Here is a 16,288-nt window from a genome sequence, read left to right as displayed (position 1 = left end):
CAATCGGCGCATGGTCGATATCTTTCTGCGCACACTGCCCTTCTTTGCGATCATCGGCCTGGGATACTGGGCCGGGCGCAGCCGGTTTTTCACCGAAGACGCCACGGCCTATCTGACCAAGTTCGTGTTCTATTTCGCGTTGTCGGCGATGCTGTTCCGCTTTGCCGCCACGCTGCCCTTTGCCGAGATCTTCAACGCGCGGCTGATGCTGGGCTATCTGATCGGCACGGCGGGCGTATACGCGCTGGCCACGTTGGTCGCCTATCTGCGCGGGCTCGACATCCCCACCGCGGCGGTCGAGGCGCAATGCGCCGCCATCGGAAATGTGGGCTTTCTGGGTCTGCCAATGTTGGCCCTGCTGTTTTCCGAAGCCGCAATCGGGCCGGTCATGCTGGTTCTGACGGTCGATCTGGTGGTGTTTTCCTCGCTGATCGTGATCCTGATCAACGGCGGGCGGGATGGAAAGCTGACGGTTGGGACGCTGCGGCTCATCGGAGTCGGGCTGCTGAAAAACCCCATGATCGTCTCGATCTCGGCCGGGTTGATCTGGTCGGCCCTGCAGATGCCGGTGCCTGACCCGTTGAACGATTTTCTGACCATTCTAGGCGGCGCCGCCACGCCGGGGGCGCTGTTCGCGATCGGCGCCTCGCTGGCCAGCAAATCAGCCGAGCGGGTTCAGATCGCGCTGTGGCTCAGTTTTTGCAAACTGGCCGTGCATCCTGCCTGTGTGGCCGTGGTGCTGCTGTGGCTGCTGCCGACTGATCCTTTTGCCGCGGCGGTGGCGATCTCCGCCGCCGCTCTGCCAGTGGCCGGCAATGTCTATATGCTGGCGGCCCACTATGGGGTGGCGCCGCACCGGGCATCTGCCGCCATTCTGCTGTCGACCATTGTCAGCATTCTGACCGTGCCGGTGGTCATCGCGTGGGTTGCCGCATTCTGACGCGGCGACTTCAAAATGCGTGCGAACATTGGTGCCCGGACTTTACGCCGGGGCCTTCGCCCGTTAGCCATGGCACGAACCCAACGTAAGGATGATGCCAGATGGAAACCCTTTCCGAAAACGCCTGTTTCGGTGGCGTGCAGGGCGTTTACCGCCACGCCTCGGCGGCGTGCCAGTGCGACATGACCTTTGGCCTGTTCCTGCCGGCCGAGGCCAAGGACGGTCCGGTTCCGGTCCTGTGGTATCTGTCGGGCCTGACCTGCACCCATGAAAACGCGATGGTCAAGGCCGGCGCGCAGGGCTGGGCCGCCGAACAAGGCATCGCGCTGGTCTTCCCCGACACCTCGCCGCGTGGCGAAGGGGTCGCCGATCACGAGGATTACGACCTGGGCCAAGGCGCCGGGTTCTACGTCAACGCCACGCAATCGCCGTGGGCGCCGCATTTCAACATGTGGAACTATGTGGCCGAGGAACTGCCGGCGCTGCTGGTCGAAAACTTCGCCATCGACGGCGACCGGCAAGCCATCACCGGCCATTCGATGGGCGGCCACGGCGCGCTGACGCTGGCGATGAACCTGCCCGGCCGGTTCCGCTCGGTCTCGGCCTTTGCGCCGATCGCGAACCCCACGGCCAGCGACTGGGGCCGCAAGCAGCTGAGCGCCTATCTGGGCGATGACCCGGCCGCCTGGGCCAAACATGACGCGACGCTGATGATGCAGGAAAAGGGCTTTGACGGCCCGATCCTGATCGACACCGGCACCAACGACCAGTTCATCGACCTGCTGCGCCCCGAGGCTCTGGCCCAGGCCATCTCCGAACGCCGCCAGCAGGCAACGGTCCGGCTGCAGCCCGGCTATGACCATTCCTACTTTTTCGTGTCCACCTTCATGGAGGACCACGTCACCTTCCACGCCGAAGCCCTGTACGGAGACTGAGGGATGAGCAAATACGACTATGACCTGATCATCATCGGCTCGGGCCCATCGGGCCGCGCGGCGGCGATTCAGGCGGGCAAGCTGAAACGCAAGGTTCTGGTGGTTGACCGCCGTGACCGGTTGGGCGGCGTATCGGTGCACACGGGTACGATCCCGTCGAAGACCCTGCGCGAAACGGTACTGAACCTGTCTGGCTGGCGCGAGCGCAGTTTTTACGGCCGCTCGTACCGGGTCAAGGACCAGATACGCGCCGAGGACCTCAAGGCCCGGCTGCACATGACGCTGGACTATGAGGTTGACGTGCTGGAACATCAGTTCAACCGCAACCACGTTGAAACCATGGACGGCGTAGCCCGTTTCGTGGGCCCGCACGAGATCGAGGTCACCGCCGATGCAGGCGACACCACCCGCCTGACGGCCGCGAAATTCCTGATCTCGACCGGGACCAAAACCTATCGCCCCGATTACGTGCCCTTCAACGGCAAGACCATCGTCGACGGCGACGAGTTCCTGGAAATGGCCGAGATCCCGCGCTCGCTCTGCGTGATCGGCGCGGGTGTGATCGGGGTCGAGTATGCCACGATGTTCTCGGCGCTGGATGTGCGCGTGACGCTGATCGAGCCGCGCGAGACCTTTCTGGATTTCATCGACAAGACCCTGATCCAGGAATTCACCCACCAGATCCGCGAAAACGGGGTGGACCTGCGCCTGGGCTCGGCCGTGGAAAAGATCGAGGACGCCGGCAAACATGTCGAGATCACCATGTCAAACGGCCGCCATGTCCGGGCCGAGATGCTGCTGTTCGCGGCGGGCCGCATGGGCAACACCTCGGCGCTGAACCTCGAAGCGGTTGGGATCGAAACCGACCACCGCAACCGCATTTCGGTGGACCGCAAGACCTATCAGACCTCGGTACCGCATATCTATGCCACCGGCGACGTGATCGGGCACCCATCGCTGGCCTCGACCTCGATGCAGCAGGGCCGCGTGGCCGCCTGCCACGCGCTTGAGACGCCTACTCTGCCCGAAAGCCCTTGGTTCCCTTATGGCATCTACTCGGTGCCCGAAATCTCGACCTGCGGCATGTCCGAGGAAGAGCTGCAGGAACGTGGCATTCCCTACGAGGTGGGCGTGGCCCGGTTCCGCGAGACGTCGCGCGGGCATATCATGGGGCTCGAGCATGGGATGCTTAAGATGCTGTTCTCGCTGAAAACCCGCCGGGTGCTGGGCGTGCAGATCGTCGGCGAAGGCGCGACCGAGCTGATCCACATCGCCCAGGCGGTGCTGAACCTGAAGGGCACGGTGGACTATTTCGTGCAGAACACCTTCAACTATCCGACCTTGGCCGAGGCCTACAAGATCGCCGGGCTCGACGCCTTCAACCGGATGCCGATCCCGGACGAGTTCAAGGTGCGCAAACCGGACACGCCCGAACCAGCAAAGTTGGCGCCCAAGAAGGCCAAGCAGGCGTGACGACCCTGTATGTCGATGGCGACGCCTGCCCGGTGAAGGCCGAGGCCGAACGCGTCGCCACGCGGCACAAAGTGCCGATGGTCGTGGTCGCAAATGGCGGGCTGCGCCCCTCGGCCAACCCGCTGGTTCAGATCGTGACCGTTGCGCAAGGCGCGGACGAGGCCGACAAGTGGATCGCCGAGCGGTGCGGCGCGGGCGACATCGTCATCACCTCGGACATCCCGTTGGCCGCCAAATGCGTCGAGGCCGGCGCGCGGGTGCTGCGCCCCAATGGCGAGGCCTTCACCGCCGCCAATATCGGCCAGCAACTGGCGATGCGCGATCTGATGGCGGACCTGCGCGCCGCCAATCCGCTGGGCACCGGGGGCGGTGGCAAACCGTTTTCCAAGGCCGACCGGTCGCGGTTTCTGGACGCGCTCGAGCGCGAGATGCGCGCCGCCCTGCGGGCCTGAGATTGGCCTTGCATCCCGCCCGGCGGGTTGGTTCAGTCGGCCCCGAACGCAACACAAGCGAACAGGAAATCCCATGCCCGTAGAAGCGGTCGTTTTTGACATCGGCAACGTTCTGATCGAATGGCAGCCCGAGCGGTATTATGACCGCGTGATCGGCGAGGACCGGCGGCGTGAAATGTTCTCGGCCGTCGACTTGCACGGCATGAACGACCTGGTCGATCAGGGGCATCATTTCACCGACACGATCTATGCCTGGGCCGAGAAATACCCCGAATGGCGCAATGAGATCCGCATGTGGCACGACAACTGGATCGAACTGGCCGCGCCCGAGATTCCGCATTCGGTCCGGCTGCAGCGCGCGCTTCGGGCCAAGGGCGTGCCGGTCTTTGCGCTGACCAATTTCGGGGTGCAGAATTTCGACTATGCCATCACCGTCTATCCGTTCCTGAACGAGTTCGACCGGCACTATGTCTCCGGACGCATGAAGATGGTGAAACCGCATGCGCCGATCTACCAGCTGGTCGAACAGGATTGCGGCCTGCCACCCGAGACGCTGCTGTTCACTGACGACCGGATCGACAACATTGAAACCGCCCGTGCGCGTGGATGGCAGACCCACCATTTCGACGGCCCGCAGGGCTGGGCCGAAAGGCTGGTGGCCGAAGGTCTGCTCTCCTTGGACGAGGCCGCCTGATCCTAGGCGGCAGCGGGCTGCGCCGGGCGGTTTTCGCGGATCGGCAGGTGCACGATCGCGCTGAAGGCGCCGATGGCCACGCCGATCCACCAGACCACGGTATAGTCGCCATAAAGGTCATACATGCGGCCGCCCAGCCAGATGCCCAGGAAACTGCCGACCTGATGGCTGAAGAATATGATGCCATACAGCGTGCCCATGTAGCGCAAGCCGTAAAGATGCGCGACGAGGCCCGAGGTCAACGGGATCGTCGCCAGCCATAGTGACCCCATGACCAGCGAGAACAGGATCACGGTCAGAGGCGTGATGGGAAACAGGATGAACGCTGCGGCCGCGATCGTGCGCCCGGTATAAACCGCCGCCAGAAGGTATTTCTTCGGGAAGTGATTGCCCGCCCACCCGGCCAGCAGGGTGCCTCCGATATTGGCGAGCCCGATCAGCGAGATCGCCAGCGCACCCAAAGCAGACGTTGTGGTGATGCCCATCGCATGCAGGACACCGCCAGGTTGGATCGGGCCGCACATCTCGGTCACGAAGGCCGGGAAGTGCGCAGTGATGAAGCCCAGTTGATAGCCGCAGCTGAAAAAACCCAGGAATATCAGCGCATAGGACGGGTCGCGGAAGGCGCGGCCCAGGATCTGGCCCATGCTTTCTTCCAATTCGGCCTTGCTGACCTGCGCGGGTGCGCGCATGAAAGGCAGTGTCAGCACAAGGGCCAGAATGGCAATGGCGAAGATGATGAACACCTGCTGCCACGGCAGGAAGGCCAGCATCCATTCAGCCGTCGGCGCACCGATCACCTGCCCAAAGCTGCCCGCCGCGGTCACGATCGCCAGCGACATCGAGCGGTTCTGATCCGTCGAGGCCCGCCCGACTACCGCCAGTACCACGCCGAAGCCCGTGCCCGCGATACCGAAGCCCACCAGCCAGGCATAGAGTTGATGCCCGAAGGGCGTGACGGACCAAGCCGACAGAACCATCCCTGCCGCATAGGTCAACGCGCCCAGAATGATCGCCCGCCGATCGCCCATCTTTTCGGCGATGGCGGCAAAGATCGGCTGGCCGATGCCCCAGGCCAGGTTCTGAATCGCGATGGCCAGCGAGAAATCGGTGCGCAGCCAGCCGAACTCCTCGGCGATCGGAATCTGAAACACGCCGAACGAGGCGCGCACGGCGAAGCTGACCGTGATGATCACGCATCCGACGATCAGCACCGGGTTGAGCAGACGGGCGGTTGGGGTCATGGGGCCTCCGGTTTCAGCCCGCCGACAGTATCCACTTGGGCTCGCTCGTCAATTCAGGAGTTTTGCGGTCACGATTAACCAAAATTGATGCATGTCGGAGGATGCCTTCTTTTCAATGGCGCGGGTGGGCGCTATGGCTCGGGCCATGACCGACATGATCTCGTTGTACGAGGCCCGCGTTGCCGATGGCACCCTGAACCGCGACGACGCGCAAGAGGCCGTTCTGCCCCAATTCGAGCGTATCCGGGCGGCTCTGGCCGCGCCGGTGAAACGCGGGCTGTTCCGCAAGGCACCGCCGCCGCCCAAAGGCTTGTACCTGTGGGGCGGCGTGGGGCGCGGCAAGTCCATGTTGATGGACATGTTCGTCGAAACACTGGGCGAGATTCCGGCCCGGCGCGTCCATTTCCATGCCTTCATGCAGGAAATCCACGCGGGCATGCATGAGGCGCGCGAAACCGGGGTGCAGGATGCACTGGCGCCGGTGGCGGCCTCGGTCGTGAAATCCGTGCGCCTGCTGGCCTTTGACGAGATGCAGATCACCGACATCACCGACGCGATGATCGTCGGGCGGCTGTTCGACATGCTGCATGCGGGGGGCGTCGTCGTTGTGACCACCTCGAACCGGCATCCCGACGATCTGTACAAGGATGGCCTGAACCGGCAGCTGTTCCTGCCCTTCATCCACCACATCAAGCAGCAGCTCGAAGTGTGGGAACTGACGTCGCCCACGGATTACCGGCAGAACCGGCTCGAGGGCTCGCCGGTCTATTTCACACCCATCGGACCCGAGGCGCGAGAGAAGATCCGGGCCGTTTGGGCCGACCTGTCAGGTGGGCCGGCCGAACCCCTGACCCTGCACGTCAAGGGGCGCGAGGTGGTGTTGCCCGCGTTTCGCAATGGTGTGGCACGGGCCTCGTTCTATGATCTGTGCGGCCGGATGTTGGGGCCAGGGGACTATCTTGCCATTGCTGATGCGGTAAAAGTGCTGGTGCTCGAGGACATACCGCGCCTGTCGCGCAACAATTTCAACGAGGCGAAGCGGTTCGTCACGTTGATCGATGCGCTGTATGAGGCAAAAGTGAGGTTGATCTGTTCAGCGGCCGCCGAGCCCGAGATGCTGTATGTCGAGGGGGAAGGTGTTTTTGAGTTCGAGCGCACAGCCTCGCGCCTGCGGGAGATGCAGGCGCAGGACTGGGGACAATAGCGAGCGTTGCCTCTGCCTTAGCTGTGGCACAATGAATCGTCAGCCGTTTTCGCGCAGGATGTTGCCAGCAAGGTAGAGCGAGCCGCAGATCAGCACGCGCACCTGAGGGTCGGCTTTGATGATGGTGTCGAGGGCTTGGGACACGCTGCTGGCGGTCGTCGCGGGCAGCTTCACTGATTTGGCGGCGGCGGCGGTTTCTTCGGCGCTCAGCGTGTTGGTCTCGCCCGGGATGGAAACGGCGGTCAGGCTGGCAGCTTGCTGGGCCAGCGGGGAGAGGTAGCCGGTCACGTCCTTGGTGTTGAGCATGCCGCAGATCAGGTGTGTGGGTCGCGGGGGCAGCTTGGCCAAGACGTCCGCCAGCGCGACGCCGGCAGCGGCGTTGTGGCCGCCGTCCAGCCAGAGTTCGGCCTGAGGCGCCTGTTCGACGAGCGGGCCGGTCTTCAGGCGCTGCATCCGGGCGGACCATTCGGCACGGGTGACTGCGGCCTCGTAGGCCTCGTCGCCCAGGTCGAGGTGGCGCAAGACCGCCAGTGCGGCGCCGGAGTTCTGGATCTGGTGGGCGCCCAGCAGGTTTGGCAGCGGCAGGTCGCGCAGCCCGGTTTCGTCCTGATAGATCAGGCGGCCATGCTCCTCGTGGACGTGCCAGTGCTGTCCGTAAGCCAGCAGCGGTGCGCCGAGGCGGGCGGCGGTGGCCTCGATGACCTCCATCGCCTCGTCCGGTTGCGGGCCGACGATGCAGGGCACGCCGCGCTTGATGATGCCGGCCTTTTCGGCAGCGATCTTGGCCAACGTGTTGCCCAGGAACTGTTCATGGTCGATCGAGACCGGAGTGATGACCGTGACCGCGGGCTTTGCGATCACATTGGTGGCGTCGAGCCGCCCGCCAAGTCCGACTTCGAGCAATGTGTAGTCGGCAGGTACACGGGAGAAAGCCAGCAAGGCCGCGCATGTGGTGATCTCGAAATAGGTGATGTTCTCGCCGCCATTGGCGGTGTAGCACTCATCCAGAACGGCGGTCAGGTCGGGTTCCGAGATCAGCTCCCCCGCCAGGCGGATACGCTCGTGAAAGCGTGCCAGATGCGGCGAGGTGTAGGCATGGGCCGTCAGCCCGGCCCCTTCCAGCCCGGCGCGGATCATCGCCTGGGTCGAGCCCTTGCCGTTGGTGCCGGCGATGTGGATCACCGGGGGCAGCTTGTCCTGCGGGTTGCCCAAAGCCTCCAGCAGACGCCAGACACGGTCCAAGGTCAGGTCGATGATCTTGGGGTGCAGCGCCATCATCCGGTCGAGGATGACGTCAGATGTGGGCGCGGTCATTTCTTGGGCTGGTCTTCGGCAGGCTTGGTCTGCGCGTCGGGTAGTTCGGCCGCGCCCTCGTTCGGGGCGGGCAGATCGCCTTTGACCGCCGGGGGCAAACCCATCAGCATCCGGGTGATGGTGATCAGCTCGTCCCGCAACTCGGTCCGTTTGGTGACGCGGTCCAGCATGCCGTGATCCAGAAGGTATTCGGCGCGTTGGAAGCCTTCGGGCAGTTTCTCACGGATCGTCTGCTCGATCACGCGGGGGCCAGCGAAACATATCAGGGCGTTCGGCTCGGCAATATGCACGTCGCCGAGCATCGCGTAGGAGGCGGTGACGCCGCCGGTGGTGGGATGGGTCAGAACGACGATGTAAGGCAGGCCGGCCTCTTTCAGCATCTCCACCGCGACCGTGGTGCGCGGCATCTGCATCAGGCTGAGGATGCCTTCCTGCATCCGGGCGCCGCCGGCGGCGGAAAACAGGATCAGCGGGCGCTTGAGTTTCACCGCCTCTTGCGCGGCGGCGATGATGGCGTTGCCGACATACATGCCCATCGACCCGCCCATGAACGAGAAGTCCTGCGCCGCGGCCACGATGGGGGTGCGGCCGATCTCGCCGGTGGCGACCAGCATCGCCTCTTTCTCGCCGGTTTTTTTCTGGGCCGCCTTCATCCGGTCGGGGTATTTCTTCTGATCGCGGAACTGCAGCGGATCTTCCTTGGGCGCAGGCACTGCGACTTCGGTGAAAATACCGCCGTCGAACAGGTGCTCGAACCGCTCGCGCGGGGTGATCAGCATGTGGTGTCCGCACTGGGTACAAACGTTCTGGTTGTCCGCCAGTTCACGGTGGAACAGCATCGTTCCGCACTCGTCGCATTTGTGCCAGAGATTCTCGGGCACCTCACGGCGGGAGAAGATCGAGTTGATCCGGGGGCGGACGTAGTTTGTGATCCAGTTCATGTCGGAACCTTGCTGATGCGGGTTGCAGTCAAATAAGACGCTACGGAAGGAAATGCAATCAGCGCCTGAGCGCAAGTCGTGCAACCAGCCAGCTGACGATCATCACGCCGAAATCCACGAAAAGCCACTGGCGCAGGATACCGGTGTCCGATGTTTCGAACGGAAGATGATAGAGGGCTAGCCCACCCAGGCCGTCAGGCAACGACACAATCAGCAGAGCCGTTACATTGTTGGCAAAATGCATGGCGATTGCGGGTCCCAGCGTCCCTGCTCTGGCGGTGATGTCTGCACTAAGAAGGCCAAAGACAAAGGCCCAAACTGCGATCAGGATCGCATTGTCACCGGCGGCAAGAGGTGCGTAGTGCCCGGCAGCAAAAATAAGAGAGGGTACACCCATCCAAATCCACGGGGCCCTGAACCGCGCGGCCAGCGATTGTTGCAGGAACCCGCGGAATAGAATCTCTTCGGCGCTGACCTGAATAAGGACTGCAACCAGCGCCAGCGGCAACAGCAGCAGCCACCTGAAAACCGGCAGGTTTGGCTCCAAGGGCGGTCCCATATCGTATGGGGGCAGAACAAAAAGCAGAGCGCCCAGCACGACCAGCGCCCGCAGAACCCGCCAGAATTGCCGAGCAGTCAGAATCGGTGGCCCGACCACCGAGATCAGTTTCCGATGCTGCACCTGTCGCACGGCCAATCCGACGCCCAGCGTGGCGAAGGCGAAACTGGAAAGGATGACCAGCAGCGCCAGGGCCGAGGACCCGTCTTCGAAACCGGACACCAATTCGGCCGAACCAAACGAGGTTACAGCGGCCAGGAGAACCAGATTCAGTGCCAGCACGACGACCGTGAAGATCGCGAAGCCCAACAGCAGCCGCCAGAGTTCGGGATAAGCCCTGGCCGGCGCCACCAGGATTTCGTGCGGGGCATAGGCCGGGTGTGGCTGCGGGTCACGCATTCCTAACCGCCCGCCCCGGTCTCGGCTTCGGGTGTCAACAGGGTGTTCGACAGCAACAGTCGTTCCGAGACGGTTGTCAGATACCCGGCCACCGTTTCGAGAAGGCGCATCGAAACAGCCGCGTCACCCTCTACCACGGCGCGCAGCTCTTCCGCGCCGATCCGCAGGAACGAACAGTCGGTCATCGCGACGAGGTCCAGTTGCCGAGGCGCGCCGGTGATGATCGACAGGTCGCCGATCAGGCGGCCTGGCTCGACGACGGAGATGTTGCGCTTTTCGCCGTCCGGCATCGTCCATTCGAGGCTCGCCTGACCTGAGATGCACAGATAGGCCGCGTCAGGCGTTTGCCCGCGCGAGAATATGGTCTGCCCCGCCGCCGCGTCGTACCATTGTGCCGAAAAGGCCAGCAGACGCTGATGTTTTCCGTCAAGCCTCGAAAACAGTTCGGTTGCCGAAATGATCTTGAGTTTTCGGCTGAAGTCTTCGGGTTGTTCGTCATCCGCCTCGACCTTGGAACGCGATACACCGTCGATTCGGCCGTCCTTGATTTCCACGTACATGTCATAGGCTTCGGGATGGCCAAAATGATCTTCCATGAAGATCATGACCGAGTCGGGAAGCAACTCACGCAGCTTAAGACGCGTACGCAGACGGCTTTCCGAATCGTGGCTGGCAAGAACCTTGTCCAGGATCAGGATGTCGGGCCGCTTGATGGCTGCCCGTGAAAACGCGGCACGTTCCTGGAAAACCGTGGGCAGGTTGGCCCCGCCAAGACCGGTCGGCAGATCGTAGATGATGGCCGCTAGGCGACGGGTGAGGCCCGCCTCGATCAGGACTTCGGCTACGGCATCCTCGATCTCTTCGGCATGTGCCCCGGCCATCAGCGACACGCGGCCATACAGGGCATTTTCCATGACGGTCAGGCGCGGAACATAGGTTTCGGGTGCCACGGGAATGAACAGCCCGTCGAAAGATGCGTGCAGGTTTTGGGCCTGCGTGCGCCGGATCGACAGGATCTTTTCCTTGTACTCCTCGGGGAAACTGGGGCCGATCTGTTCGGCGGTCAGCATGAACGGCACCGTCAGCAACAATGCCATTTCACGTTCGGACAGGGTTGCCTCACCTTTCGACATGCGGCGTTCGTCGATGTCGAGCAGTCGGTGGTACATGTCCTTGGACATGCCCAAGCGCAGGAACAGCGGGTGATCCGTCCCTTCGCGGCCGAATGTTTTGCGCAGCGTGCTAAGGACAGCCGTCGCGATGCTCAGGGCGTCCTTGTCCAGATCATGGGCCCGCAGCATGGCAAGAAAACGAGCGTCCCCGGCTAGGATGTCCGGTGAAATGTTGCGCGACGGTGAGGCAAACAGAAGGTTGCCCCCCAAAGGTACGGCCGGGTTGAACCGGTCCGGATCGAACCGGTAAACGTATTTGTCCAAGCCCTTTTCCTTGAGACGCGCTGCAACCTTGTCGCGCGCATCCACGATCGCCTTGGCCAGATGGGGGTGCAGTTCGGGATCGAATTGCGACCGCAACGTCCGCCGGAACATGAATTCGTCGATGCCCATCGCCTCGACCAGTTCGAACCACCAATCCCGGATCTCGTCGATGCTCTGCAGCCCGGCAAGGCGTGGGTCGACCCATTCGTCCTCCAGCAGGTCCGGGGAGTTGCCGGCGCGCACGGCTTCGACCTGATAACGTGATGGAGCCTTCAGAGCTTCGGTCTCGTGCTGGGGATGGGGACGCAAAGGCATCAGCAGGTTGTCCCCAAGCGTGCCGTTGAACAAGTAGGGTCGCGAGTGGGCATAGCCGACACGGGCGGCGATCACCGCCTGATGGAGTTCGCGAAGGTTGTGCCCAGACAGATGGACCTCGCCCTGAACCGGCAGAATCTCGCGGATCAGCAACTGGGCCAGCGCCTGTCTTTCCGAGTCGTGCGAGGCCTTGATGGCGACCCGAGCGCCCTTTGGGATCGTCAGGTCGATGTCTTCAAGGATCAGCTTGCCGTCCTCGTCGCGCACCGTGACATTGCGCAATTCGATGTCGCCCTGCAGGTGCGGGATGCTCTCCGGTTCGCCATAGAACAGTTCTTCGGGGATCATGTTCTCGGGTGCAAACCGTTCGGTGACGACCTGCCAGCGCAACGACATGTCCTGAACCTGATTGTAATAGGTCAGCAGATCGCGCCAAGGGCCGCTGAGGTCCTTGTACGCCCCCAGCGCCGCAACCAGCGCACCGACTGTCACTTCGCCCGTGATCGCGAGATAGCCACCGACCGAATAGAACAGGAACGGCGTCATCTGCGTGATCAGGTTGTTGAGGAACTTCATGAAGAATTTTTTGTTGTAGATCCGGACCCGGATATCGAACAAGGTTCCCAGACGATGACTGAACTGCGCCAGCCGATAGCGCCAACCACCGTTCGCGCGCAGGTCGCTGATACCGGCGGCGGTTTCGCCGATCTCGGTGCTCAGGTGACGGATCTCCTGAATACGGTCCTTGTTCAAAAGGTTGATCTGACGCTGCAGGCGCGGGATCAGCCAGGCTTGCAGCGGGATCAGCGCGATCGAGGCCAGCCCGAACCAGACGCTCTGCATGAACAGGAAAGTGACAATCGTCATCATCTGACCGAACTGAAAAACCGGCTGGGCGATCGCGTCGCCCATCAGCCCGCCCATCGGTTCCGCTTCGGACGATATCATCGACACCAGCTCGCCCTGGCTTGTGGTCGAGAAATACGGTTTGGGGAAGCGCAGCATCCGGCTGATGAGGGTGAATCTGAGCCGCCGCAACATGCGTTCGGCCAGGATCCCCTTCATGGTGTTGATGCGCATCTTCATGAGGCCGCCAGCCAGCACGGTTCCCAAGAAGGCAAAACACAGGATCAGCAGGTATTGGACCTGGGTCACCTTCGTGCCGAACAGCGTTACCGTGTTGCCGGTCGCGCCGATGGCGTCGTTGATGATCTGCTTGGGCAGTTCAAGCGAGGCATAGAGAAACGGAAACGAAAGTACGGTCAACAGCAGCAGAATGAACTGCTGTTTCTTGGAGTGCTTCCAGATGAACGCGAATAGGGTGGGTTCCATGCCCCGGCCTCGTCTTGTTTTTTGGACTGCGGCCCGTTGCGGAGGATCCACGGCGACCGGGTGACTGACGGTAAGCTTTGCCCCGTGCTATTTCAAGAACGTGCCCTGGCGTGATCTTGCAAAAATCCGGCCGGCACGACCGGCGTCGTTCACAATTCGGGAATTTTGCAGTGCTATCTGTCGAAGGCGGGTTTATTCCGCCCGCGGAATCCGACTAAAGAGGTGCAGTTTCAGGCACTGGGCACATGAGCAGACTTCTGGATCGGTATTTCAGCCGCAAGGCAGTTGGGCATTGGAAACGGACGGCGCAGAACGCGCCGCACGAAGACCTGCCCCTGCTTCGCCAGCAGCGTGATCAGGCGCGGGTTCTTCGCGCCCAACTTGATCGGCTGATCCAGATTGCGGACGGGCGCCTGACCCGCCCGCATATCGGCACCCAGAATTTCCCCAGACCGCTTGGCACGGATTGGGCATGGCGCCCGGATTTGTGGGGCAGCCCCCTGCCCGTTACGGGCCTGGTATCATTGTCTCGCAAGGCGCAGCTTGATGACAGTGTGGCGCTTTTCCATGACTGTCCGCTGGCCGAGATTGCAATCCGGCAAATCCGCAACAGCGGGGAAAAGGACCTGGCGCCTTTCAGCCTGGCGATCGACGTATTCACCTTTCAAGGCTCGTTCCTCTCCGTGTCTGTCGAGCTTCCGGGCAGCGCCGCCGAGGGTCTGACGCGGCAACACCTCGTCCGGACCCATGTGACGGTCGACAGTGAACGCCCGGCCGAGGTCTTTGCCAGACTGAACATCCAGAATGGACCAAATACCGAGCAGGTGTTGCGAAAGCTGGAACCGCAACATGCGACATCCGACATCGATTTTGATCTTGCACATCTGTCCTTGAACGAACGTCGCATCGAGACGATGTGGCTGGACCTTATCATCCAGGATCCTGGTATGAACCGTGTGGTGCTGCGGGATTTGACCCTGTGCCGCCATCATCGCGCTGACTTGTGAAGGGAAAGGCCATGGTGGAAACAAAACTCGTCCCGATCCGGTTCGAAGACGGCGTATGGGAAGGCCACTACTCAGGAAGTACCGCACCCCAACTTGAAGCCCGGTACCGGGATCAGATCCTGCAGGGTATCGAGGTTTCCGAGGCCGAAGGTGGCTGGCATGTTCGGGTTCCCGTACCAACGGCCCTGTTGTCCGAGGGTGTGCATAGTGTGACTATCCTCGACAGCGCTTCACAGGAAAAAGTGGGTGACATCACCGTGATCGCGGGTGCGCCGGCCGTAGGCGATATCCGCGCCGAGATGGACCTGCTGCGCGCCGAACTTGACCTTCTGAAGCGCGTGGTGCGTCGGTTGAGCGCTGATCAGGGTTGATCGGCCAAAAGCCTGCAGGATCTACGTAGCCGAAACCTGCTTGGACGCATTCCTATCTTTTTTGCTGAATTCATGCATGATTGAGCCACCAAGGAAACTCAGGGGGCCGAATGGAACGTGACAGCATTATCAAGGTCATAGCGCTGATGGTAACGGCGTTTGGCATCGGCATAGACTTCACCGGTGCGCTGATGCTGGTTCCGGCGATCGAAAACTCGTTTGATGCCGATATCACGAGTACCCAGTGGGTGTTGAACATCTACGCGCTGTTCTTCGCCATGACCATGGTCGCAGGCGGCCGGCTGGGTGACATGTACGGTCATCGCAAGATCATGATCATCGGATTGTCGCTGTTTCTATTCGCCTCGGTCATGTGTTTCGTATCTCCCAGCCTTGATTTCCTGATCGGCGCACGCGCGCTTCAAGGTATCGGCGCGGGATGCGTGTGGCCGTGCACGCTGGCCTTCGGGGCCACGAGGGTATCCCGTGAGGAACACCGTGCGATGGTCATGGGTTTGATCCTTGCCGGTGTCACGACGGGCAACGTATTTGGTCCGATGATCAGCGGGTTTGTCGTCAATCTTGGGGATTGGCGCCTGTTCTTTCTGGCGAATGTCGTCTTCTCGTGCATCTCGATGACCACGGCAGTCCTGCTGATGCAGCGTGACAAGACCCACAAGACGGGTGAGCAAATCGACTTTGCCGGAATGGGTGTCCTTTCTTTTGCCGTCCTGCTGCTGCTGTACGCGCTTGATGTCGGATCGGACTGGGGCTGGCTGTCGGTACCGCTGATGTTTCTGTTTTTCCTCAGCGCGTCGCTGTTTCTGTTGTTCCCACGCGTGGAGAAACGCGTGAAAGAACCGCTATTGCTGCCGCAGATGATGCAAAATCCGCAATTTCGCATCACCTTGGGTCTGAACATGTTCAACGTCTCGGCAGTCTTTGTGGGATTGCTGTATTTTCCGCAATACATGCAAAAGGTTCTTGGCTGGTCGGTATTTGAATCCGCTCTGGGCCTCGCGCCGCTGACCGTTCTTTTGGCTGTCGGGTCGATCGTGTCTGGCACCTTGTACAATGATTTTGGGCCCAAGCGCCTGCTGTTCTGGGGGTATCTCTGCGCTACGATAGGCGCGGCCAGTGTCGTCGTGATGCCGGCCGGGCTGGGGTATTTCCAAATTCTTCCGGGGATGGCTCTGATCGGATTGGGAGCGACACTGACGGTTGGCCCGTCGGGCACCGCCGCCGTTTGCGCCGTCAAGCCCGAACGCGCCGGCCTGGTTGGCGGTCTGAGCTTCATGGTGCACTTGGTCTATGGCGCCATTTCGGTCGCCTGCGCGACGGCCATCATGTACATGGTCAGTCTGTCCAGCTTCCGCGAGCACCTTGCCAAGGCCGGCATCGACATGTCCCTGGCCGATCAAAAAGCCATCAATGGTGGTACATTGACGACCAAGACCGCGCAGGCTGTCATGAAGAATTTCAGCGCGCCCGAGGCCGAAAAGATCAAATCCGCGTTGTCGACGGCCTTTGACAGCGGGATGGACATGGCTTTTGTCTTTTCAACGCTGTCGGTGTCGATCGGCCTGGTTTTGGCGCTGATGCTGGACGAAAAGAAACTGCACAAAATCGAGAGCTGAGCCAAAAGAAAAGGCCGCGGAAAACCGCGGCCCTT

Annotated in this window: 14 protein-coding genes; 9 read left to right on the top strand and 5 right to left on the bottom strand. The window is 61.7% G+C overall.

All coding sequences use genetic code 11. The features are described from left to right. Positions 1-10: 10 nt before the first annotated feature. The 5 genes from ACR0NB_RS15815 to ACR0NB_RS15795 all read left to right on the top strand — a co-directional run bounded on the left by ACR0NB_RS15815 (position 11) and on the right by ACR0NB_RS15795 (position 4,494). Positions 11-940: an AEC family transporter gene (locus ACR0NB_RS15815; RefSeq protein ID WP_170359474.1), complete on the top strand. Its 930-nt coding sequence runs from the start codon at positions 11-13 to the stop codon at positions 938-940. A gap of 101 nt (positions 941-1,041) precedes the next feature. Then, positions 1,042-1,875 (top strand): S-formylglutathione hydrolase, encoded by an 834-nt coding sequence (gene fghA / locus ACR0NB_RS15810; RefSeq protein ID WP_170367281.1) that lies wholly within the window; start codon positions 1,042-1,044, stop codon positions 1,873-1,875. A 3-nt stretch (positions 1,876-1,878) separates the two neighbouring features. Then, positions 1,879-3,348 carry a Si-specific NAD(P)(+) transhydrogenase gene (sthA, locus tag ACR0NB_RS15805; RefSeq protein ID WP_480776192.1) on the top strand — a complete coding sequence of 490 codons (1,470 nt, stop codon included), beginning with the start codon at positions 1,879-1,881 and terminating at the stop codon, positions 3,346-3,348. Continuing rightward, positions 3,345-3,800, top strand: coding sequence for a YaiI/YqxD family protein (locus ACR0NB_RS15800; RefSeq protein ID WP_480776191.1), 456 nt, complete (start codon positions 3,345-3,347; stop codon positions 3,798-3,800). The genes sthA and ACR0NB_RS15800 overlap by 4 nt, the downstream gene beginning before the upstream one ends. A gap of 73 nt (positions 3,801-3,873) precedes the next feature. Then, positions 3,874-4,494, top strand: coding sequence for an HAD family hydrolase (locus ACR0NB_RS15795; RefSeq protein ID WP_480776190.1), 621 nt, complete (start codon positions 3,874-3,876; stop codon positions 4,492-4,494). 2 nt (positions 4,495-4,496) lie between these two features. Here the strand turns inward: ACR0NB_RS15795 and ACR0NB_RS15790 are convergent, their stop codons facing one another. Beyond that, positions 4,497-5,738: an MFS transporter gene (locus ACR0NB_RS15790; protein ID WP_170596260.1), complete on the bottom strand. Its 1,242-nt coding sequence runs from the start codon at positions 5,736-5,738 to the stop codon at positions 4,497-4,499. Between the two features lie 145 nt (positions 5,739-5,883). On the opposite strand from ACR0NB_RS15790, the gene zapE reads away from it, so the two are divergent. Next, entirely contained in the window at positions 5,884-6,942 is a 1,059-nt protein-coding gene (gene zapE, locus ACR0NB_RS15785) for a cell division protein ZapE (protein ID WP_170589180.1), read from the top strand. A 39-nt stretch (positions 6,943-6,981) separates the two neighbouring features. Here zapE and ACR0NB_RS15780 read toward each other — a convergent pair whose 3' ends face one another. Genes ACR0NB_RS15780 through ACR0NB_RS15765 form a run of 4 tightly spaced genes read right to left on the bottom strand, consistent with a single transcriptional unit; the run spans position 6,982 to position 13,238 of the window. Beyond that, positions 6,982-8,256 carry a bifunctional folylpolyglutamate synthase/dihydrofolate synthase gene (locus tag ACR0NB_RS15780; RefSeq protein ID WP_480776189.1) on the bottom strand — a complete coding sequence of 425 codons (1,275 nt, stop codon included), beginning with the start codon at positions 8,254-8,256 and terminating at the stop codon, positions 6,982-6,984. Then, the gene (gene accD, locus ACR0NB_RS15775) at positions 8,253-9,197 is read right to left on the bottom strand and encodes an acetyl-CoA carboxylase, carboxyltransferase subunit beta (RefSeq protein ID WP_480776188.1); all 945 of its coding nucleotides are present in this window, start codon (positions 9,195-9,197) and stop codon (positions 8,253-8,255) included. The genes ACR0NB_RS15780 and accD overlap by 4 nt, the downstream gene beginning before the upstream one ends. 58 nt (positions 9,198-9,255) lie before the next feature. Next, positions 9,256-10,155, bottom strand: coding sequence for a CPBP family intramembrane glutamic endopeptidase (locus tag ACR0NB_RS15770; protein WP_480776187.1), 900 nt, complete (start codon positions 10,153-10,155; stop codon positions 9,256-9,258). Positions 10,156-10,157: 2 nt separating this feature from the next. After that, positions 10,158-13,238, bottom strand: coding sequence for an ABC transporter transmembrane domain-containing protein (locus ACR0NB_RS15765; protein WP_480776186.1), 3,081 nt, complete (start codon positions 13,236-13,238; stop codon positions 10,158-10,160). Positions 13,239-13,483: 245 nt separating this feature from the next. On the opposite strand from ACR0NB_RS15765, the gene ACR0NB_RS15760 reads away from it, so the two are divergent. The 3 genes from ACR0NB_RS15760 (at position 13,484) to ACR0NB_RS15750 (ending at position 16,253) form a co-directional block, all read left to right on the top strand. Next, positions 13,484-14,245 (top strand): DUF6478 family protein, encoded by a 762-nt coding sequence (locus ACR0NB_RS15760; RefSeq protein ID WP_480776185.1) that lies wholly within the window; start codon positions 13,484-13,486, stop codon positions 14,243-14,245. Positions 14,246-14,256: 11 nt separating this feature from the next. Then, positions 14,257-14,616 carry a hypothetical protein gene (locus tag ACR0NB_RS15755; protein WP_480776184.1) on the top strand — a complete coding sequence of 120 codons (360 nt, stop codon included), beginning with the start codon at positions 14,257-14,259 and terminating at the stop codon, positions 14,614-14,616. A 110-nt stretch (positions 14,617-14,726) separates the two neighbouring features. Beyond that, positions 14,727-16,253 carry an MFS transporter gene (locus ACR0NB_RS15750; protein ID WP_480776183.1) on the top strand — a complete coding sequence of 509 codons (1,527 nt, stop codon included), beginning with the start codon at positions 14,727-14,729 and terminating at the stop codon, positions 16,251-16,253. The last annotated feature ends 35 nt before the right edge of the window (positions 16,254-16,288 follow it).

The sequence above is a fragment of the Ruegeria sp. CG3 genome (assembly GCF_056537205.1).
This window is presented reverse-complemented; position numbering and strand designations above follow the sequence as displayed.